We start from the raw sequence: 19,040 nt of genomic DNA, 5'->3' as shown, positions 1-19,040 counted from the left end.
ATGTCCCCGGACCTGCAAACCTCCAAGGTGCGCACGCCAAGCCTGACCACGCTGGTCCAGCAATCCGCCTGGCAGGATGCCATCGTCGCCGCCGCCCGGGCGCAGTTGAAGCAATTGCCGGAGAATTGTGCCGCCGCGAAGTTCAAGCCCACTGGGGAATTGATCGTCTACGCGCCCGCCGAGTTCGAGCCCGATGGCACGCTCAGCGGCGGTGTGTGGAACGAGCGAGTGGACGTGACCGGATGCAACGCCCCGATCCGGTTGAACATCCTGACTGTGCTGCAGCCCGGCGGCGCGCCGTCCCGCATCCCGACCATGCCCGGCGACACGCGCGCCGACCCTGCGACGCAGAAGAACGCGCTGGGATACGCCCAGGCCGTCGCCATCCGCTACATGACCGCGATGCAGCCGGGATGCCGGCAGCAGGTGTTCACCAACACGCAGTTCGACGGCTACACCGGCCTGCCGATTGCCGAGATCCAGAACGGCCGTCCGAACCGCGCCTGGCGGGAGAACTGGATGCTGTTTGCCTGCGGCCAAACCTACAGCATCACGATCACCTTCACGCCGAACGCGAAGGGCTTGCAGCTTAGCGCGACCAATCCGACCAAGCGCGGCTGATGCAGGACAGTGTCCTCACCTTCGGCTGCCGCCTGAACCTGGTGGAAAGCGAAGCGATCCGCGGCATGTTGAACGCGAGTGAGGGCACCGTCGTCATCAACACCTGCGCCGTCACGGCGGAGGCGGAGCGCCAGGGCCGCCAGGCCATCCGTCGCGTCGTGCGGGAGCAGCCCGGCGCGCAGATCGTCGTCACGGGGTGCGCCGTTCAACTAGATCCCGCGCGTTGGCAGGCTCTGCCGGGGGTCAGCCGAGTTCTAGGCAATGCGGACAAGCTGCGACCCGAGAATTGGGCACATGCCGCCAGCCGGGTAAGCCCGATCGATGCCACCGCTCCCTTGCCGTCCCTGAATGGGTTTGCGAGCCATACCCGTGGCTTCGTGCAGGTGCAGGCCGGGTGTGACCATCGCTGCACCTTCTGCACCATTCCGTTCGGCCGCGGCCCCAACCGCAGCGTCCCTGCTATGGAGGCCGTGGCACAAGTCGCCGCACTGGTCGCCGCCGGCGTGCAAGAGGTCGTGCTGACCGGGGTCGACATCGCCAGCCATGCCGATGGGATCGGCCGGCTGGCAGCCACCATCCTGCGCGACGTGCCGGACCTCGCGCGCCTACGCCTGTCCTCGCTCGACCCGGCGACGATCGACGCGCCGCTATGGGATTTGTTGGCCGATGAGCCGCGGCTGATGCCGCATTTGCATCTGTCGTTGCAATCCGGATCCGACCTGGTGTTGAAGCGGATGCGCCGTCGCCACACCAGCGACGCTGCTTTGGAGACGATTGCCCGCGCGCGTCAGTTGCGGCCGGGTCTCGCGATCGGGGCAGACCTGATCGCCGGCTTCCCAACCGAGAGCGACGTACTGGCCGAAGACACCGAGCAATTTCTGGAACAGGCCGCCATCCCCTACGTACACGTCTTCCCCTATAGCGAGCGACCCGGCACGCCCGCCGCCCGCATGCCCGCGGTGCCGGTGCCGGTGCGGCGCGAACGGGCGGCTCGGCTACGCAGCATCGCGGCCGGCCACGCGGCTGCGTTCCATCGTGCCCAACTCGGCGCCACCGTCAGCGTGTTGGCGGAGCGCGGCGGGCGCGGCCACACCCAGCATTTCACCCCCGTCCGCCTGAATGCCGAACCCGGCGCGTTGCTACAGGCCCGGGTGATCGCGGCGGATGCGTATGGCTTGCAGGCGGAGGCCGCCTAATGGCGCTGGGCGGGTTCTTCAACAAGCTCAAGGCCGGGCTCACCCGCTCGACCGAGAAGTTGACCAGCGGCATCACCGCCGCCTTCGTCAAGCGCACGCTGGACGATGCGGCGTTGGAGGAGTTGGAGGAATTGCTGCTCGGCGCCGACCTTGGCCCGGCCGCCGCCTCCGATATCGTGGAGAACTTTCGTAAGAGCCGGTTCGGCCGCAGCGTCACCGACCAGGAGATCAAGGACGCGCTGGCGGAGGAGATCGCCAAGATCCTCGAACCGGTCGCCAAGCCGCTGATTATCAATCGAAGCCTGAAGCCGCACGTGATCCTGGTGGTTGGCGTCAATGGCAATGGCAAGACCACGACCATCGGCAAACTGGCGCTGCAATACCGGGAGGAGGGGCTGCGCCCGGTTCTGGTCGCCGGTGATACCTTCCGCGCCGCTGCGGTGGAGCAATTGCAGGTCTGGGGCGACCGCACCGGTGCGCCCGTGATCTCCGGCCCGCCGAATTCGGACGCCGCCGGGCTCGCCTTCGACGCGATGACCAAGGCGCGGGCGGATGGTGCCGACGTGTTGCTGATCGACACCGCCGGCCGCCTGCACAACAAATCTGCCCTGATGGAGGAGTTGGCCAAGATCATCCGCGTCATGCGCAAACAGGACCCGACGGCGCCGCATTCCGTGCTGCTGGTGCTGGACGCCACCACCGGGCACAACGCGCTGGAGCAGGTCCGCGTGTTCAAGGAGATGGTGGACGTGACCGGCCTGATCGTCACCAAGCTGGACGGCAGCGCCCGCGGTGGCATCGTCGTCGCCCTGGCGGAGGACTACGGTCTACCGGTGCATGCCGTCGGCGTGGGCGAGCAGGCGGGTGACCTACGGCCCTTTGCCGCGATGGATTTTGCCCGCGGCCTGGTCGGCAACGTCGGCCAAAGCCAGTAGCACCGGCGGAACGGTATCGCTGCCGGTGGCAGCAAGCTGCCCGGAGGGCGTGAGTCGATAGACGCCGCGACTGACGCGTTCGAACCAGCCATACACGTTGCGCAGTAGGATGCCCGGCGCGTCTGGTATCACAGCCCTCAGGACCCGGGTGCTCGCCTCGCCATCGCGCAACGCGTCGGCGCAGGCCAGCGCATTCTGCCGGTAGGCCGTCATGATCTGGCGCCGGACCGAGCCGCCGGGCGTCGGGTCGCCCCGGCGGCGGGTGTGCTCACGGATCAGCCGGGCACGCCGCTTCTTGTTGTCGCGCGGGCGGTAGGGCTCCGGCTCGGCCAGCACCTCGACGATGCCGTTCTCGCCGACCGTCAGCAGGCCCAGCCCGATTAGCCGGCACAGCTTCACCACGCGGCGATCCCGGTCCCGCCCACGCCGGGTGCGGGGCACGGCGAGCCAGACGGCATCGGCCATCGCCATGCGGTCCGCCGCCTGCAACACCAGTTCCAGATTGAAGCCCATCTTCAGCTCGCAGATTACCAGTATGGGCGGCTCGCCAGGGCGAATGGCCACGACGTCGCAGCCATGGATCTCGCCCTTGGCGCTGAAACCCTGGGCCTCCAGGAACGCCTTCACCGCCGCGTAGAGGCGGGTCTCGCTCAAAACAGCGTCGCCAGAAACGGGACCAGAATGGCGGTGAAGATCCCGTTCAGACCAATGGCCAGTCCGCCAAATGCGCCAGCGGTTTCATCCAGCAGCAGGATGCGTGCCGTGGCCAGCCCGTGCCCGGCCGTGCCAGCCGCCAAACCACGCGCCCGCCAATCCCGCACGCGCGTGAACCGCAGGATACCCGGGCCAATGACCACCGCGGTGAGCCCCGTCAGGAGCACGAACACGGCGGCCAGGGAGGGCGAGCCGCCGATCTGCTCGGCAATGCCCATCGCGATCGGCGTCGTCACCGATTTCGGCGCCAGCGACAACACCACGGTTCGCGACGCCCCCAGCCCACGCGCGATCAGCATTGCGCTCAGCGCCGCCACCAGGGAGCCGGCAACCAGCGCCGGCAAGATCGCCGGCGCGGCGCGGCGGATGCGGCCGAGATTGAAATACATCGGCACAGCCAGCGCCACCGTCGCCGGGCCAAGGAGAAACTGCACGTATTGGCCGCCCTCGAAATAGGCGCGGTAGGGCGTGTGCGTCAGCAGCAGTAGCGACGACAGCAGCACGATGCTGATTAGCATCGGGTTCGCCAGCACGTGCCCGCGCGCAACCCGGCTGGCGAATACCGCGACCTCCCACGCGATGAGCGTTGCCGCGAGGCCAAGCAGTGGCGTGGTCTGCAGATAGACCCAAAGCTGGCTCACGCCAGTCATCCCGACCTGTCCAGCTTCTGCATCAGCCAGCCGGTCACCACCAACCCGAGCGCCGTGGATACGAGGATGGCGACCAGAATCGGCAGCCAATCCCGCTCCAATGCGTCCAACTGGGTGACAATGCCGACCCCGGCGGGCACGAACAGCAGCGACAGATGCCGCAGCAAACCGGTGGACGTCGTGCGCAGATCCTCGTCCGGCCCATGCCGCACGACCAGGATCGCCAGCAGAATCAGCAACCCGATCACCGGCCCGGGCAAGGGAAGGCCTAGGCCGCGCGCGATGACCTCGCCAGCGAACTGGCAGAGCACGAGAACCGTGAGAGCACGAAGCACGCGTTACTGCAGTGGCATACTGAGCTTGAGGCCGGCGCCGGGCATGACGCGGCGGTCCTGCTCGATCTGGGCCGACGAATTGGCCGACAGGCCCTCGCCACGATATTGGTCACGCCGGTTGAAGATGCCAGGCCCGACCGATGCGTCCTTGGACGCCCGGGCCACGGGCGCGAATGCGTCTGCATCTGGGGTTGGGGCTGCGGTGAAACCGGGCGGTGGTGGCGGCAGTGCCGGCGGCCCGCCGCGGGTCGAGAGCGAAAACTCCGGCATCGGCGTGGTCGGCGTGATACCGGCACCTGCCAGCAGCAGCGCCATCGGAAGTAGGAGAAACCGCGTCATAGCGCCGGCACCGCGTCAATCCGGCGCGTGCCCCGGCGATCGTCGACCGGGTTGCCGGCTGGCGCGCCCAAGGGCGCGGAGCCGAGGTCCCGCCAGGCGTTCAACGCCCACCGCACCGTGGGGAAGGCCAAGTCGTCCCACGGGATCTCATCCCAGCCGAACATCCGAACCTCCAGGCTTTCCTCGCCCGCCTCGATACCGGGCGTGGCGAACCGGGCCTTATACATGACCTGGACCTGGCCGATCCGACTGACATCGTAGAGGGCGAGAACGCCTTCGAGCTCGATATCGGCCCCGGCTTCCTCCAGCGCCTCACGCCGGGCGCCCTCGGCGGTGGTTTCGTGCATTTCCATATAGCCGGCGGGCAGGGTCCAAAAGCCAGATCGCGGCTCGATCGCGCGGCGGCACAGCAGGACGCGGCCGTCTTCGACGACGACGGAGCCGACGACGATCTTGGGATTTTCGTACGCAACGTACTGACAGGTAGAGCAGACCTGCCGCTCTCTGTTATCGCCGGCCGGGACGGTGCGGACGAAGTCAGGCATGTCGCAACCGTGGCGACACCAACCCTCGGGATCAAGCCCCTACGAATGAATTCTTAAAATGGTGCGCCGAAGTTACACTGACAGGTCCAGCAACGACCCGCGAGGCGTGGCGCGGGACGGTGTGGCGCCCTGGGGCGACGCCTGCAGCGGCTTCTGCACCTGGGTCTGGGTGTCCGCACGGGCCGCAGTCGAAGCCGCGACGCGCGTGGCCGAACTGGGCGACTGGATCGACGGCGTGAACGCCGAGAGGCTGCTGGGCGAGATCATGGGCCGGACTGTAGCGACCCATGGTTAATCCGCGATGAAATCTGCGCCGGTAAGAAGCGCGGATTTCGCCGAAGATCTAAGCCGTCATCAACACCGCAACCCCAGGCAGCGTCTTGCCTTCCAGCCACTCCAGGAAGGCGCCGCCAGCGGAGGATACATAGGTCAGCCGCTCCATCACCCCGGCATGGCGCAGGGCGGACACGGTGTCGCCGCCGCCAGCCACGCTGCGCAACGTGCCGGTCTCGGTCGCCTCGGCCACCGCATGCGCCAGGGCTACGGTGGCGGCGTCGAAGGGCGGGGTCTCGAACGCGCCGAGCGGGCCGTTCCACACCAAGGTCTTCCATTCCACCAGCCGCCGCTTCAGGTCGGCGACCGTTTCGGGCCCGACATCCAACATCATGCTGCCATCGGGGATCTCGGCGACCGAGACGGTGTGAGTGGTTGGGTTCGCCTTGAACTCGGTGGCGACGACGGCATCGAGCGGGAGGACGATCTCGCAGCCGGTTTCCTCTGCACGGGCCAGGATGGCGCGGGCGGTGACGTGCATCTCCGCCTCCTGCAGCGACTTGCCGATCGCCACGCCCTTGGCCGCAAGGAAGGTGTTGGCCATGGCGCCGCCGATCACCAGCACGTCGACCTTGCTGACCAAATTGCCCAGCAATTCCAGCTTGGTGGACACCTTCGATCCACCGACGATCGCGGCCACCGGATGCACCGGGTTACCCAGCGCAGAATCCAGCGCTTCCAGTTCTGCCTGCATCAGCCGGCCAGCGTGGGCCGGCAACAGCCGACCGACGCCTTCGGTACTGGCATGGGCTCGATGTGCAGCCGAAAACGCGTCGTGGACGAAAATTTCCGCCAAGGCAGCGAATTCCTTGGCAAGCGCGGGGTCGTTCTCTTCCTCACCAGGGTGGTAGCGGGTGTTCTCCAGCATCAGCACGTCACCCGGCGCCATGGCATCGACCGCAGCATGGGCGACAGCACCGGTGCTGTCCTCGGCAAAGCGCACCGGCTTGCCCAGGACCTCGGCGAGTGCCACGGCCATCGGCGCCAGCGACATATGCGGCACCCTCTTGCCCTTCGGCCGGTCGAAATGGCTGAACACGATCACCTTCGCCCCGCCTTCGGCCAACTCGCGAATTGTCGGGGACAGGCGTTCGATCCGGGTAAGGTCGGTGATGCGGCCGTCGCGCACCGGGACGTTCAGGTCGGCGCGCACGAGGACGCGCTTTCCCTTCACATCCACACCATCCAGGGTGCGGTGCACCATCCTACAGGCTGCCGAACAGCGCGGCCGTGTCGCTCATGCGCGAGCTGAAACCCCACTCGTTGTCATACCAGCCGGCGATGCGGACCATCTGGCCGCCATCCAGCGAAGCGGTCTGCGTCGCATCGAACGAGCAGGAGAAGTCGACATGGTTGAAGTCCGTGCTGACCAGCTTGGCGGTGCTATAGTCCAGAATGCCCTTCAGCGGGCCCTCGGCCGCCGCTGCCTTGAACGCGGCATTGATCTCCTCGACGCTGGCGGGCTTGGCCAGGTTGGCATCCAGCGACACAAGGCTGACATTCGGCGTCGGCACGCGGATCGACGTGCCGTCCAGCTTGCCCTTCAGCTCCGGCAGGACCAGGCCGACGGCCTTGGCGGCGCCGGTGGAGGTCGGGATCATCGACACGGCGGCGGCGCGGGCGCGGTGCAGGTCCTTGTGCAGCGTGTCCACCGTCTTCTGGTCGCCGGTGTACGAGTGGATGGTGACCATGTAGCCGCGCAGCACGCCGAATTGGGTGTGCAGCACCTTCACCATCGGCACGAGGCAGTTGGTGGTGCAGGAGGCATTGGAGATCACCGTCATATCTTTGGTGATCACCGACTGGTTCACGCCGAACACGATCGTCGCATCCACGCCATCGGCGGGGGCCGAAATCAGCACCTTGCGGGCGCCGGCGGCGATGAGCTTGGCCGCGTCCTCTTTCTTGGTGAACAGCCCGGTGCATTCCATCGCCACGTCGACGCCCTGGTAGGGCACCTTGGACGGATCACGCTCGGCGGAGACCTTGATCGGGCCGTACGTGCGGCCGTTGTGCTGGATGGTGATGGTGTCGCCATCGACCGTGACCGTGCCGGGGAAGCGGCCGTGGACGCTGTCGTAGCGGAAGAGGTGGGCGTTGGCCTCCACACTGCCGAGGTCGTTGATCGCGACGGGGACGACGTCGGTGCGGCCGCTCTCGACGATCGCGCGCAAAACTAGGCGACCAATGCGCCCGAACCCGTTGATGGCGACCTTGACGGCCATGTCTCAGCACTCCCTAGATTTAGATGGACGTCATTTAACGACGGAACGCTTGCGCGGCCACCCCTCTAGGGGCGGGTCAGCCGGCGTTTTACCGCAATTGCCACGCTCTCCGGCGTCAAGTTGAAGTGGCGGAACAATGCCTCCGCCGGGCCGGATGCGCCGAAGCTGGACAGGCCCAGGAATACGCCGTCCTCCCCCAGCCAACGTTCCCACCCGAAGCCGCAGGCGGCTTCGATCCCGAAGCGCGGTGCGCTGCCCAGCACGGCGGCTCGGGTCGCCGGCTCCGCGCGCGCAAACAGGCCCCAGGCGGGCATCGACACCACTGCGACAGCGATGCCCTCCGCCCCCAATCGCTCGCGTGCCGCCAGCGCCAGCGCCACTTCGCTGCCGGTGGCGACCAGCGTTGCCGCGCGTGGGCCGTTCGCCTCCGCCAGCACATAGGCGCCACGGGCGGAGCGATTTTCGCCGGCGTCGAAGCGGATCGTCGGCAATGGCTGTTCCGACAGGACCAGCATGGTCGGGCCCTCGGTGCGGCGTACCGCCAATTCGCAGCACTCTGCGGCTTCGATCGAATCGGCGGGGCGCAGGACCAGAAGGTTTGGAATGGCGCGCAGCCCGGCAAGTTGCTCCACCGGCTGGTATGCCGCACCGGCCGCACCCAGCCCGATGCTGTCATGCGTGGCGACGTGGATCGCCCGCAGCCCCATCATCGCCGACAAACGCAGCGCCGGGCGCATGCTGTCCGTCGCGGCCAATGGGGCTATGGCATAGGGCAGCAGGCCGCCATGAAGCGCCAACCCGTTCAGGCACGCCGCCATGCCGTGCTCGCGCGGCCCATAATGCACCTGCCGGCCGGAGAAGCTGCCCGGTCGCACCGGCAGCCCGCTAGCGGGGCCGAGTTCGGTTTGTCCGCCCACCAATTCGGGGAAGCTTGGCGCCAGCGTTTCCAGCAACCGCTCGGCCGAATCGCGAGTGCTGGCCGGGCGCCGGTCGGAGGGCAGCGATGCCTTGAACGCCGCCAGCGAGTCTGCCCACCCCTCCGGCAGCCGCCCGGCCATCACCCGCTCGAACTCAGCCCGCTGGGGGTGGTGGGTCAGCCGCTTTAGCCAGGCCCGCCGGGCAGACGTGCCGCCGTGCCCAACATCCGCCCAGCGCTTTGCCGCCCCGGGGTCGACAGGGCGGCCAATCCAGCCCCTGCCCAAAGCGGTGCGGCAGGCGATCAACGTCGGTTTGCGGGACCGGGCCGATAGCGACAGGGCGGAGGCAAGGGCTACCGGGTCATGCGCATCCAGCGTGCGGGTTGCCCAGCCCAGCGCCGCAAACCGACGCAGCGCATCATCCGGGCCGGCGAGGGCGCTGGAATAATCCTCGCACCCCGTGTCGTCCTCCAGCAGCACCACCAGCTTTTCCAGCCGCAGATGCCCGGCCAGGCTAGCGGCCTCGTGGCTCACACCCTCCATCAGATCGCCCAGTGTGGCGATGACCCAGGTTCGGTGGTCCACCAGGCTCTTGCCGAACCGCGCCGCAAGCAGCCGTTCCGCCAGCGCCATGCCGACGGCCATGCCGAGGCCCTGGCCCAACGGGCCGGTCGTCGCCTCGATGGCGGGGTGTAACTTGAAATCCGGGTGCCCGGCGGCGGAACTATCGATCTCGCGATGTGTGGTCAGCGTCGCCGCGTCCATCCCATCGTGCTCGGTCAGATGCAGCAGCGCGTAGAGCAGCGGCGCGCCGTAGCCCGGCGAGAGCACGAAACGGTCCCGATCCGGCCAATGCGGGTCGGCAGAGTCGAACCGGTGAAACCCGGACCAGAGCACGGTAGCGGCATCGGCCATGCCGACGGCCAGCCCAACCTCAGCCAGCCCGGCGTCGTTCCCCTGCGCCTTGTGCGCCATCGACAAGGCGACGGTGCGCAGGGCGTCCGCCATGCTCCGCTCCGTGGTCTCGGCGAGCGATGCGTTCGGGGTTGGTATGAGGGTGACGGGATCAGCCAACCACGTCATGCGCTCTCCTGCATTCCGGGCGGTTTATAGCGACGGGAAGGGCGCGGCAAGCCTGCGCCCCCCATCTTCGTTGCGCCCCTGCCGAGCCGGCGGAGGGCGCCGATCGCTCAGTTCTTCGCCTTGTCGACCAGTGCGTTCTGCTTGATCCACGGCATCATGCCGCGCAGCGTCTCGCCAACCTGCTCGATCGGGTGCTCCGCCATGCGGCGGCGCGTCGCCTTGAAGCTGGACTGGTTCACCTTGTTCTCCAGCATCCAGTCACGGGCGAAGCGGCCGGACTGGATGTCCGTCAGCACGCGCTTCATCTCCGCTTTGGTTTCCGACGTGATGATCCGTGGCCCGGTGACATACTCGCCGTATTCGGCGGTGTTGCTGATCGAGTAGTTCATATTGGCGATGCCGCCCTCGTAGATCAGATCCACGATGAGCTTGACCTCGTGAAGGCACTCGAAATACGCCATTTCCGGCGCATACCCGGCCTCGACCAGCGTCTCGAACCCGCCCTTGATCAGTTCGACCAGGCCGCCGCACAGCACGACCTGCTCGCCGAACAGGTCGGTCTCGCACTCTTCTTTGAACGTCGTCTCGATGATGCCGGCGCGGCCGCCGCCGATTGCGCTGGCGTAGGACAGCGCAATCTCCAGCGCGTTGCCGGATGGGTCCTGCGACACCGCCACCAGGCAGGGAACGCCGCCGCCACGCTGATATTCGGACCGCACGGTATGCCCGGGGCCCTTCGGCGCGATCATGAACACGTCGATGTCTTCGCGCGGGTCCAGCAGGTTGAAATGCACGTTAAGGCCATGCGCGAAGGCGAGCGCGGCGCCGGGCTTCATGTTTGGGGCCAGCTTCTCGCGGTACAGGTCGCCCTGACTCTCGTCTGGAGTCAGCACCATCACGACGTCCGCCTGCTTGGCGGCCTCGGCCGGGTCCATGACGGTCAGGCCCACCGCCTCGGCCTTCTTCACACCCGCCGACCCGGCACGCAGCCCGACGATGACGTTGGTCACGCCGGAATCATGCAGGTTCTGGGCGTGGGCATGGCCCTGGCTGCCGAAGCCGATGATCGCGACCTTCTTGCCCTTGATCAGGTTCACGTCGGCATCGCGATCGTAGTAAACGCGCATTGGACTCAGTCTCCTGTGGTATCGCTTAAAGCTGCATTCTCAAGCAGATCGCTAGAGGATGTTGGTTCCCCGTGAAATCGCGGCCACGCCGCTGCGGGATACTTCTGCCAGGCCTAGTGGCCGCATCAGCGCAAGAAAGGCGTCGATCTTGTCCGTCCCGCCGGTCATTTCGAACACGAAGCTGCCGACCGTCGCGTCGATCACCCGGGCGCGGAACGCCTCGGCAATGCGTAGGCTCTCGCTCCGCTCCTCCCCAGTGCTGATCACCTTGATCAGCGCCAGTTCGCGCGCGATGTGGGGGCCTTCGCGGGTGAGGTCGGCGACTTTGTAGACGGGCACCAGCCGGTCAAGCTGCGCCTTGATCTGCGCAATCACCATCTCCGTGCCGGAGGTGACGACGTTGATCCGGCTACGACCGCGGTCATCGTCGACCGGGGCCACGGTCAGGCTGTCGATATTGTAGCCGCGGCCGCTGAACAGGCCGATGACACGGGCCAGCACGCCGGCCTCATTCTCGACCAGGACGGAGATTGTGGCCGATTGGATCGCGCTGGGTTCCATTTAGACCAACATCAGCCCGGCATCCGTCAGCCCGGCAGCGCGCGCTTCACCGCCCGGGCCCAGGATCATCTCGTTATGCGCAGCACCCGAGGGGATCATCGGGTAGCAGTTCTCTTTCTCGTCGACGCAGATATCGGCGATCACCGGGCCATCCGTCGCCAACATCCGGGCGATCACGTCGTCCAGCTCGCCGAGCTTGGTCGCGCGTAAGCCCGTGCCGTGGAATGCCTCCGCCAGCTTGACGAAATCGGGCAGGGCCTCGCTGTAGCTTTCGGAGTAGCGGCCGCCATGCAGCAGCTCCTGCCACTGGCGCACCATGCCCATGTATTGGTTGTTGAGGATGAACACCTTAACCGGCAGTCGATACTGCGCCAGCGTCGCCATTTCCTGGATATTCATCAGGATAGAGGCCTCGCCTGCGATATCGATGCAAAGCGCGTCCGGATAGGCCACCTGCACGCCCATCGCCGCAGGCAGGCCGTAACCCATTGTGCCCAGCCCGCCGGAGGTCATCCAGTGGTTCGGCTCCTCGAACCCGAAATGCTGGGCCGCCCACATTTGGTGCTGACCGACTTCGGTCGAGATGAACGTGTTGCGCCCGGCACAGGCGGCATGCAGCCGGCGGATGGCGTGCTGCGGCTTGATGACCGCGTCCGGCGACATGTCCTGGTCGTAGCTGAGGCAATCGCCCTCGCGCCACTGGTCGATCTGGCGCCACCAGGCAGTGATGGCCGCACGATCCTGCTCCTGGCTGTCTTCCTTCCAGGCGGCGATCATCGCGCGCAGGATGCGGCCGGCGTCTCCCACCACGGGAACATCGACCGCGACGTTCTTGTTGATGGAGGAGGGATCGATATCGCAGTGGATCTTCTTCGCATGCGGTGCGAAAGCGTTCAGCCGCCCCGTCACCCGGTCATCGAACCGGGCGCCGACGTTCAGCATGACGTCGCAGCCATGCATGACCAGGTTCGCCTCGACCGTGCCGTGCATCCCCAGCATGCCCAAGAATTGCGGATCGGATGCCGGGTAGGCGCCGAGCCCCATGAGCGTAGAGGTGCATGGCGCCCGCATCAGCCGGACCAACTCGCGCAACGCCACCGTTGCCTCAGGCCCGGCGTTGATCACGCCACCGCCGCTATAGACCACCGGGCGCTTGGCCGCCTTCAGCAGCGCCACGGCCTTGCGGATCTGCGCCGGGTCCGGATCCAGGCGCGGACGATAGGAGCGGTGGAGGTCCTCCGACGGCGGGTTGTAGGGCGCCGGGGCGATCAGGATGTCTTTCGGTAGGTCGATCACGACCGGACCGGGGCGGCCACCGGCGGCAATGGCGAATGCCTCGTGCACGACGCGCGCCAGGTCTTCACTGCGCTTGACCAGATAATTGTGCTTCGTCGCCTGGCGGGTAATCCCCGTCGTATCAGCCTCTTGGAACGCATCATTGCCGATCAAATGCGTCGGCACCTGGCCAGTGAGGCAAACCAGCGGAATGCTGTCCATCAGCGCGTCGACCAACCCGGTGACGGCATTTGTGGCACCTGGTCCGCTGGTCACCAAAACGACGCCCACCTTGCCGGTCGACCGCGCATAGCCCTCGGCGGCGTGGACTGCCGCCTGTTCATGCCGAACTAGGATGTGGCGGATCGCGTTCTGGTTGAAGATCGCATCGTAGATTGGCAGTACCGCGCCACCGGGATAGCCGAATACGACCTCTACGCCCTGGTCCTTCAGGGCTTGCAAGAGGATCTCGGCACCGGAGCGGCTAGTCGTGCTGTGCTGCATCATTGGATCGGTCTACGGGGCCAACAATGGATGGTCAATTAGAACCCCATAGAAAATTCTGCATACCTGCCATCCACCTTTCCGAAAGTTGCTCCGGACCCTCCCATCGCGCATTGATTGTGTCCTGACGCTCTGGTGTCACGAGAAGCTGATGCCGGAACCAGGTGGCTTGGCGTCGGGTGTATTGCCCTGTCGCCAGCACCGCGCACCGCTCCGCCTCGGCTAGCGAGGTCTCGCCCCGAAACACCGCCGTTAGCTCTGGAACCCCATGGGCGCGCATCGCGGGGAGGGCGGGATCGAGCCCCTGCGCCACCAACTGCTCCACCTCTGCCATCGCACCTTGTGCCAGCATGGTGCCAAATCTTGCGGCGATGCTGGCACGCAGTGCATGGCGCGGCGGATCGAGCAGGATGACGCGGAATTCATAATCCGCCGGGATGGGACTGGTGCGCAGCCAGAACGCCAGGCCCCGACCGGTGCCGCGCCAAACCTCCCAAGCCCGGGCCAGGCGCTGGCCATCACTGGGGCGCAGCGTCGCTGCGGTATCAGCATCGGCTTCGAGAAGGCGCGCGTGCAGCGCTTCCGATCCCTCGGCAGCCAGCAGCGACCGGGCTTCATGCCGTGCGGCCTCACCGGGAGGGGGAACGTCAGCCAAACCGGCGGTCAGCGCCCGCAGATACATGCCGGTGCCGCCGCATAGGATCGGCAAGGCTGCCTGGTCCATCACCTCCAGCGCCGCATTCCGCCACCACGCCACGCTGCCAGCCTCGGCCGCCGGGCGCACGCCGTAGAGGCGATGCGGGGCCAATGCTTCCTCTGCCTCGGTGGGCCGTGCCGTCAGTATCCGCAACTCGCGGTAGATCTGCATGGAGTCGGCATTCACCACCGTGCCGCCGAACCGCAGCGCCAAATGAAGCGCCAGCGCAGACTTTCCGCTGCAGGTCGGCCCGGCGACGATGATCGCGCGGCGACGCCCGGTGTTGTGCACACGATCCTTGTTCACGCCGTCCGATGGTGCCATTGCGGCCCCATCATGCCGCATATTCTGACTTTGGTCGCTGCCCGAGCCTCCACCACACTGCAACCCGCCACGATCGGCCGGGTGCGGGATGTGGTGTCCGGGGGCACCCCGCTCGTCCTCTCACCCGGCGAGGCGGTCGACATCCCATGCCCCCGCCAGCCCGACATGCACGCCGTGCGCGCCGCCCTGGGCGCAGAGGCGGTGGACGCGATGGTGATGCAGAACCGCGGACGCCGGAAGGGCCTGCTGATTGCCGACATGGACAGCACCATCGTCACCGGCGAGACGCTGGACGAATTGGCGGTCATCGCCGGGGTAGGCGAGCGGGTGGCGGAGATCACCAAACGCTCCATGAACGGCGAGGTCGATTTCGCCGATGCCTTGCGGGAGCGTGTGGCGCTGCTTCGTGGCCTGGATCTGGCGGCGCTGGAACAAACGTGGACCGGCGTCCAACTGACGCCCGGCGCCAAGACGTTGGTGGCCACCATGCGCGCCCATAACGCGACGACGGCGCTGGTGTCCGGCGGCTTCACCTTTTTCACTGGCCGGGTCGCCGAACTCTGCGGCTTCGACATCCACCGTGCGAACACGCTGGAGGATGATGGCACGGCGCTAACGGGCGTCGTTGGCGAACCAATCCTGGATCGCGATGCAAAGCTGGCGACGTTGGAAGAACTGGCGACCACGCGCGGCCTGCGGTTGCGCTCCACTCTCGCGGTCGGCGACGGCGCGAATGACATGGCCATGGTGATGGCCGCTGGCATGGGCGTCGCCTATCACGCCAAGCCGATCGTCGCAGCTACCGCCCGGCATCGCGTCGACCATGCCGACTTGCGGGCGCTTCTGTTCGCCCAGGGCTACCCGGCAAGCGCCTTCGCCGAAGACGCCTAGTGGACGAACACCTGCACCTGGCGAGAGGTCGCGCCGGACACCGCGCGTGCTTCGAGGTGGATTCTGTCGTCATCCACCCCGTCCGCGCTGATGGCCCGTGCGATTTCGCGCGCATTGGCCGTAATACCGGTCGCGGCCGCTACCTGGTTGGCCGGTGTGCCGATGGCGGGCACCACCGTCACCACGTCGAACTGCACGTCTGGCTTACGCGCCACGGCGTCGGTCACCGCCTGGTGCAGCGCGCCGGCATATTGCGGGTCGGGCGTGCCGTAATCCACCGTCACCAGGGCGGGCGCCACCGCCTGCGCAGGCTGCGCGATCTTCGGCCGCTCACCAGCATGCGGGTTGAACGTCCGCTGGTCGATGAGCGTGCAGCCCCCCACCAATACTAGGACGGAAAGCAACGAGGCGGCGGAGCGGGTAAGGGCCATGCCGCCAAGTTGCATCAAACCAGCACCCGGGCAAGATGGCCCAACCCAGATCGGAGACACTGCATGTCTAACCCCGCCAGCAATCAGCGCATCGACGGCCGTCGCTTGTGGGACAGCCTGATGGCGATGGCGGAGATCGGCGCGACAGAGAAGGGCGGCGTCCGCCGCCTTGCACTCGGCCCCGTCGACAAAGCCGGCCGTGACCGGTTCCGCGGTTGGTGCCAGGAGGCAGGGCTGACGGTACGCACGGACGCCATGGGCAACATGTTCGCAAGGCGGGAGGGGCGCGATCCGTCTCGGCCGCCGGTGCTGTTCGGCAGCCACCTCGACAGCCAACCCAGCGGCGGAAAGTTCGACGGCGCGCTGGGCGTGATCGCTGGGTTGGAGGTCATGCGCACCCTGAACGAAACCGGCATCCAAACCGAGGCGCCCGTCGAGCTGGTGAACTGGACCGACGAGGAGGGCTCCCGATTCGGCAAGGCGATGATGGGGTCTGGCGTGTGGGCGGGCGTGTTCGACCAGGCGGCGACTGAAGCGCTGCTGGATACGGAGGGCATGAGCCTGGGGCAGGCGCTGGACTCGACCGGGTATCGCGGCACCGAACCGGCCTCGCGTTTCCCCGCCGACAGCTATTTCGAACTGCATATCGAGCAGGGGCCGATTCTGGAGCGGGAGAACAAGCAGATCGGCATCGTCACCGGGGGACAGGCCCAGGTTTGGTATGACGCTGTGGTGAACGGACAGGACAGCCATGCCGGCACCACGCCGCCCAGCCTGCGTAAGGACGCGCTGGTGGGGGCCGCCCGCATCATCGACTTGGTGGATCGCACCATGCGCGCCCGCGGCGAGGACGGCCGCGGCACGGTGGGACAACTATTCGTTCTGCCGAACAGCCGGAACGTGGTGCCCGGCGAAGTGCGGTTTTCCGTCGAATTCCGGCACCCGGACCAAGCTGAACTTGGCCGCATCGCCGCCCAGTTCCCCCGCGACGCCGGATTCGTCGCCCGCGACTCGGAGGTGACGCTGGAATTGACCGAGCGCGTTCGTCTGCCCGCTCAACCGTTCGATCCAGCGTGCGTCGCCCTGGTGCGGGAGGCTGCGGCACGGTTGGGATACACCGCGCGGGAGATCGTGTCCGGCGCCGGACACGACGCGATCTTCGTGGCGCAGCACGTACCCAGTGCCATGATCTTCACCCCGTGCCGCGACGGCCTGTCCCATAACGAAGCGGAGCACATCGAGCCGAACCAGGCCGAAGCCGGCTGCCAGGTGCTGTTGCAGGTCGTGCTGGCCCGGGCGAACCGGGTGGTCTAAGCACCCCGGCATGAAAACCGTTCTCGCCTTATGCCTGGCACTGATTGCTGTTCCGGCCCTGGCCGCCGACCCGACGACGGCGCGGATCGGCGACGTCAGCACGACGTTCCGCGTGTTGGGTAAGAACGACAGGATTGTCGTGGATCGCTACGACGACCCGAAGGTGCAGAACGTGAGTTGCTATGTCTCCCGCGCCGAAACCGGCGGCATCGCTGGCTCGTTCGGCCTGGCGACGGACCCCAGCCGGTTCTCCATCGCCTGCCGGGCCACCGGTCACCCGGTCGTCCAGGGCAAGCTGCCGGACAATGAGGTGGTGTTCGGCACCGCGGCCAACTGGGCGTTCAAGGAAATCCGGGTCAGCCGTATGATCGACCGCGAGCGCAACGTGCTGATCTACCTCGTATGGTCCACCCAGGCGCTCAGCAAGGGTGGCAGCCCCTATAACAGCATCACTGCCGTGGCCATCGATCCGAGCTGACGCGCCGAAATCTCTCTCGTGTTCCGCAATCCTTTCGTTTTCATACTTCCATCGGCGCTGGTTCTGTTGCTGGCGCTGGTTCTGGTCTGGCCGCCCCCGCTGCAACGGGCAGAGGCGTGGCTGCGCTACCGGATCACCGGCTTTGTGCCGCCGCCCATCGTGGTGGGCCGCAATGACAGGCTGTTCCTGGGCAACCACCCCGGTAATCCGCCCGGCTCGCTCATCGCGGATGTCTGCGGCACCCGGGTGGGGGCGGCAGACATTGCGAACTCCGCGGCCCTGATCCAGCCGATCCTGGCTGCCGGCAAGGCTACCGGGTTGCCCTTCAAGTTCCTGATCGTCCCGACTGCACCGCGGATCTACCCCGAAGACCTGCCAGCCGGTACGCCTTGCACCGACCCGGCAGCCGATCGCCTGGTCGCAGCGCTGAATAATCCGGCCGTCGACTACCCAGTGGGTTTTATGCAGACGCTGAAGCTCCGATTCGACGTTCTGCCCCGCCACCATTTCCACTGGGCGGGCGAGGGTCCATTGCGGGTCGCCGAGCAGGTGTCGGACCTCATGGGCCTGGACCGGATCACCAATATCCCCCTGCGCCCGGACAACCGGTCCTCCGACCTGAATGGCTTCGATCCCGGCTTGGGCGTCCACGACAGGATCGGCACGCCCAATCTGCGCGCTGTCGGGGTGGAGCAGTGCGACAGTACCCGCTGCAGACCGCCGTTACCGCCCTCGCTCGTCCAGTTCTCCCGCACCGGGCCGCAACGCATCCTGGTGATCGCCGACAGTTTTGGGGACGAGATTGCCGGTGATTTTACGGAATACGCTGGCGCCGTTTGGCTGCTGCAGATGAATGTGGCCCTATCCGAGCCGCCCGGCCTGATCGCGCCGTTGCTGCATGGCTTCCACCCGGACGCGATCGTGGTGGTTTATCACGATGCCGGCGCGCTCGCCCTGGACGCAGGCTCGCAAGCCAGCCTTGCGCTTGCAGCAAGCCTGATTACAGATGCGGCCTTGCCACGACGCTCTGCCTCCCCGTAGGCTTCCCGTAGAATGTATTGCCCGTCGCCCTTCCTGATCGCCCGTGCTTGCGCCCCCGCGCAGGACCGGGCGCGTCTGTTCGGGCTTCTTCTTCGACTTCCTCGCCCCTGAGCGCTCCGCCGGGCTGATCTGCGCCGGCCACGCTCAGGGGGACCTGAGGAAGCCGTTTGCAAAGTCAATCGCCCGATGAGGACCGCCCTACATGACCATTCCGCACCCGAATTTTGGTGATCTGGCCCCCGACCGGGTCATCATTTTCGACACCACCCTGCGCGATGGCGAGCAATCGCCTGGCTTCTCCATGAACCTGCACGAAAAGCTGCGCATGGCGGAGGCGCTGTCCGATCTAGGCGTCGACGTGATCGAGGCCGGGTTCCCCATCGCCTCTACTGGTGACTTTGACAGCGTGAAGCTGATTGCCGACCAGGTCCGCGGCCCCGTCATCGCCGGTCTGGCCCGCACGGGCCGTGCCGACATCCTCCGCGCCGCCGAGGCCGTGCGCAG

General features: G+C 66.7%; 21 protein-coding genes and 1 pseudogene. 9 read left to right on the top strand and 13 right to left on the bottom strand.

Annotated elements, in window-relative coordinates; translation table 11 throughout:
- The 3 genes from GSQ76_RS18455 to ftsY all read left to right on the top strand — a co-directional run.
- On the top strand, positions 1-621 hold a 621-nt coding region (locus tag GSQ76_RS18455; RefSeq protein WP_158745612.1), incomplete at its 5' end, for a hypothetical protein.
- Complete coding sequence (locus tag GSQ76_RS18450; RefSeq protein WP_408836882.1) at positions 618-1,817, top strand: MiaB/RimO family radical SAM methylthiotransferase; 1,200 nt, start codon at positions 618-620, stop codon at positions 1,815-1,817. The genes GSQ76_RS18455 and GSQ76_RS18450, both read left to right, overlap by 4 nt.
- Positions 1,817-2,752 (top strand): signal recognition particle-docking protein FtsY, encoded by a 936-nt coding sequence (gene ftsY / locus GSQ76_RS18445; RefSeq protein WP_158745610.1) that lies wholly within the window; start codon positions 1,817-1,819, stop codon positions 2,750-2,752. Before GSQ76_RS18450 ends, ftsY begins: the two co-directional genes overlap by 1 nt.
- Here the strand turns inward: ftsY and GSQ76_RS18440 are convergent.
- The 5 genes from GSQ76_RS18440 to GSQ76_RS18420 are packed head-to-tail and all read right to left on the bottom strand — an operon-like array spanning position 2,687 to position 5,335.
- Positions 2,687-3,406, bottom strand: coding sequence for a DUF2161 family putative PD-(D/E)XK-type phosphodiesterase (locus GSQ76_RS18440; protein ID WP_158745609.1), 720 nt, complete (start codon positions 3,404-3,406; stop codon positions 2,687-2,689). The genes ftsY and GSQ76_RS18440 overlap by 66 nt on opposite strands.
- On the bottom strand, positions 3,403-4,116 hold the full coding sequence (locus tag GSQ76_RS18435) for an LrgB family protein (RefSeq protein WP_158745608.1): 714 nt from the start codon (positions 4,114-4,116) through the stop codon (positions 3,403-3,405). The genes GSQ76_RS18440 and GSQ76_RS18435 overlap by 4 nt, the downstream gene beginning before the upstream one ends.
- Positions 4,113-4,451, bottom strand: a complete 339-nt coding sequence (locus GSQ76_RS18430; protein ID WP_158745607.1) for a CidA/LrgA family protein — start codon at positions 4,449-4,451, stop codon at positions 4,113-4,115. Before GSQ76_RS18430 ends, GSQ76_RS18435 begins: the two co-directional genes overlap by 4 nt.
- A 3-nt stretch (positions 4,452-4,454) precedes the next feature.
- Positions 4,455-4,790 (bottom strand): hypothetical protein, encoded by a 336-nt coding sequence (locus GSQ76_RS18425; protein ID WP_158745606.1) that lies wholly within the window; start codon positions 4,788-4,790, stop codon positions 4,455-4,457.
- Positions 4,787-5,335, bottom strand: a complete 549-nt coding sequence (locus tag GSQ76_RS18420; RefSeq protein WP_158745605.1) for an NUDIX domain-containing protein — start codon at positions 5,333-5,335, stop codon at positions 4,787-4,789. Before GSQ76_RS18420 ends, GSQ76_RS18425 begins: the two co-directional genes overlap by 4 nt.
- 58 nt (positions 5,336-5,393) lie before the next feature.
- On the opposite strand from GSQ76_RS18420, the gene GSQ76_RS18415 reads away from it, so the two are divergent.
- Positions 5,394-5,630, top strand: a complete 237-nt coding sequence (locus tag GSQ76_RS18415; protein WP_158745604.1) for a hypothetical protein — start codon at positions 5,394-5,396, stop codon at positions 5,628-5,630.
- 48 nt (positions 5,631-5,678) lie between these two features.
- Here GSQ76_RS18415 and GSQ76_RS18410 read toward each other — a convergent pair whose 3' ends face one another.
- The 7 genes from GSQ76_RS18410 to miaA form a co-directional block, all read right to left on the bottom strand.
- Positions 5,679-6,872 (bottom strand): phosphoglycerate kinase, encoded by a 1,194-nt coding sequence (locus tag GSQ76_RS18410; protein WP_158745603.1) that lies wholly within the window; start codon positions 6,870-6,872, stop codon positions 5,679-5,681.
- Between the two features lies 1 nt (position 6,873).
- Positions 6,874-7,893, bottom strand: a complete 1,020-nt coding sequence (gap, locus tag GSQ76_RS18405; protein WP_158745602.1) for a type I glyceraldehyde-3-phosphate dehydrogenase — start codon at positions 7,891-7,893, stop codon at positions 6,874-6,876.
- A 65-nt stretch (positions 7,894-7,958) separates the two neighbouring features.
- Positions 7,959-9,893 (bottom strand): transketolase-like TK C-terminal-containing protein, encoded by a 1,935-nt coding sequence (locus GSQ76_RS18400; protein ID WP_158745601.1) that lies wholly within the window; start codon positions 9,891-9,893, stop codon positions 7,959-7,961.
- Positions 9,894-10,000: 107 nt separating this feature from the next.
- Complete coding sequence (gene ilvC, locus GSQ76_RS18395; RefSeq protein ID WP_335904914.1) at positions 10,001-11,029, bottom strand: ketol-acid reductoisomerase; 1,029 nt, start codon at positions 11,027-11,029, stop codon at positions 10,001-10,003.
- Positions 11,030-11,071: 42 nt separating this feature from the next.
- Positions 11,072-11,581 (bottom strand): acetolactate synthase small subunit, encoded by a 510-nt coding sequence (gene ilvN / locus GSQ76_RS18390; RefSeq protein ID WP_158745599.1) that lies wholly within the window; start codon positions 11,579-11,581, stop codon positions 11,072-11,074.
- A complete protein-coding gene (locus GSQ76_RS18385) occupies positions 11,582-13,363 on the bottom strand; it encodes an acetolactate synthase 3 large subunit (protein ID WP_158745598.1) in 1,782 nt (593 codons plus the stop codon).
- Between the two features lie 31 nt (positions 13,364-13,394).
- The gene (miaA, locus tag GSQ76_RS18380) at positions 13,395-14,381 is read right to left on the bottom strand and encodes a tRNA (adenosine(37)-N6)-dimethylallyltransferase MiaA (protein WP_158745597.1); all 987 of its coding nucleotides are present in this window, start codon (positions 14,379-14,381) and stop codon (positions 13,395-13,397) included.
- Between the two features lie 12 nt (positions 14,382-14,393).
- Here miaA and serB point away from each other — a divergent pair, with 12 nt between their 5' ends.
- The gene (serB, locus tag GSQ76_RS18375) at positions 14,394-15,272 is read left to right on the top strand and encodes a phosphoserine phosphatase SerB (protein WP_158745596.1); all 879 of its coding nucleotides are present in this window, start codon (positions 14,394-14,396) and stop codon (positions 15,270-15,272) included.
- On the opposite strand, the gene GSQ76_RS18370 is transcribed toward serB, so the two are convergent.
- Positions 15,269-15,703 (bottom strand): hypothetical protein, encoded by a 435-nt coding sequence (locus GSQ76_RS18370; protein WP_158745595.1) that lies wholly within the window; start codon positions 15,701-15,703, stop codon positions 15,269-15,271. The two genes, serB and GSQ76_RS18370, sit on opposite strands and share 4 nt — an antisense overlap.
- A gap of 63 nt (positions 15,704-15,766) precedes the next feature.
- On the opposite strand from GSQ76_RS18370, the gene GSQ76_RS18365 reads away from it, so the two are divergent.
- The 4 genes and pseudogenes from GSQ76_RS18365 to GSQ76_RS18350 all read left to right on the top strand — a co-directional run.
- Entirely contained in the window at positions 15,767-17,017 is a 1,251-nt protein-coding gene (locus GSQ76_RS18365; protein WP_158745594.1) for a Zn-dependent hydrolase, read from the top strand.
- Positions 17,018-17,027: 10 nt separating this feature from the next.
- The gene (locus tag GSQ76_RS18360) at positions 17,028-17,495 is read left to right on the top strand and encodes a CreA family protein (protein ID WP_158745593.1); all 468 of its coding nucleotides are present in this window, start codon (positions 17,028-17,030) and stop codon (positions 17,493-17,495) included.
- An 18-nt stretch (positions 17,496-17,513) separates the two neighbouring features.
- The gene (locus GSQ76_RS18355) at positions 17,514-18,536 is read left to right on the top strand and encodes a hypothetical protein (protein WP_158745592.1); all 1,023 of its coding nucleotides are present in this window, start codon (positions 17,514-17,516) and stop codon (positions 18,534-18,536) included.
- Between the two features lie 202 nt (positions 18,537-18,738).
- A pseudogene (locus tag GSQ76_RS18350) lies at positions 18,739-19,040 on the top strand (2-isopropylmalate synthase); the annotation flags it as partial.

Origin of the sequence: Acidisphaera sp. L21 (genome assembly GCF_009765685.1) — a bacterium.
Lineage (GTDB): Bacteria > Pseudomonadota > Alphaproteobacteria > Acetobacterales > Acetobacteraceae > LMUY01.
The sequence above is the reverse complement of the archived record's forward strand: the minus strand, read 5'-3'. Positions and strand labels throughout refer to the sequence as shown.

What these genes read in the sequence shown, in the direction of transcription:
- ftsY (WP_158745610.1), top strand. Translation starts at nt 1,817, where the DNA reads ATGGCGCTGGGCGGGTTCTTCAACAAGCTCAAGGCCGGGCTCACCCGC.
- GSQ76_RS18435 (WP_158745608.1), bottom strand. Translation starts at nt 4,116, where the DNA reads ATGACTGGCGTGAGCCAGCTTTGGGTCTATCTGCAGACCACGCCACTG.
- GSQ76_RS18425 (WP_158745606.1), bottom strand. Translation starts at nt 4,790, where the DNA reads ATGACGCGGTTTCTCCTACTTCCGATGGCGCTGCTGCTGGCAGGTGCC.
- GSQ76_RS18420 (WP_158745605.1), bottom strand. Translation starts at nt 5,335, where the DNA reads ATGCCTGACTTCGTCCGCACCGTCCCGGCCGGCGATAACAGAGAGCGG.
- GSQ76_RS18415 (WP_158745604.1), top strand. Translation starts at nt 5,394, where the DNA reads ATGGTGCGCCGAAGTTACACTGACAGGTCCAGCAACGACCCGCGAGGC.
- GSQ76_RS18410 (WP_158745603.1), bottom strand. Translation starts at nt 6,872, where the DNA reads ATGGTGCACCGCACCCTGGATGGTGTGGATGTGAAGGGAAAGCGCGTC.
- gap (WP_158745602.1), bottom strand. Translation starts at nt 7,893, where the DNA reads ATGGCCGTCAAGGTCGCCATCAACGGGTTCGGGCGCATTGGTCGCCTA.
- GSQ76_RS18400 (WP_158745601.1), bottom strand. Translation starts at nt 9,893, where the DNA reads ATGACGTGGTTGGCTGATCCCGTCACCCTCATACCAACCCCGAACGCA.
- ilvN (WP_158745599.1), bottom strand. Translation starts at nt 11,581, where the DNA reads ATGGAACCCAGCGCGATCCAATCGGCCACAATCTCCGTCCTGGTCGAG.
- GSQ76_RS18385 (WP_158745598.1), bottom strand. Translation starts at nt 13,363, where the DNA reads ATGATGCAGCACAGCACGACTAGCCGCTCCGGTGCCGAGATCCTCTTG.
- miaA (WP_158745597.1), bottom strand. Translation starts at nt 14,381, where the DNA reads ATGGCACCATCGGACGGCGTGAACAAGGATCGTGTGCACAACACCGGG.
- serB (WP_158745596.1), top strand. Translation starts at nt 14,394, where the DNA reads ATGCCGCATATTCTGACTTTGGTCGCTGCCCGAGCCTCCACCACACTG.
- GSQ76_RS18370 (WP_158745595.1), bottom strand. Translation starts at nt 15,703, where the DNA reads ATGGCCCTTACCCGCTCCGCCGCCTCGTTGCTTTCCGTCCTAGTATTG.
- GSQ76_RS18365 (WP_158745594.1), top strand. Translation starts at nt 15,767, where the DNA reads ATGTCTAACCCCGCCAGCAATCAGCGCATCGACGGCCGTCGCTTGTGG.
- GSQ76_RS18360 (WP_158745593.1), top strand. Translation starts at nt 17,028, where the DNA reads ATGAAAACCGTTCTCGCCTTATGCCTGGCACTGATTGCTGTTCCGGCC.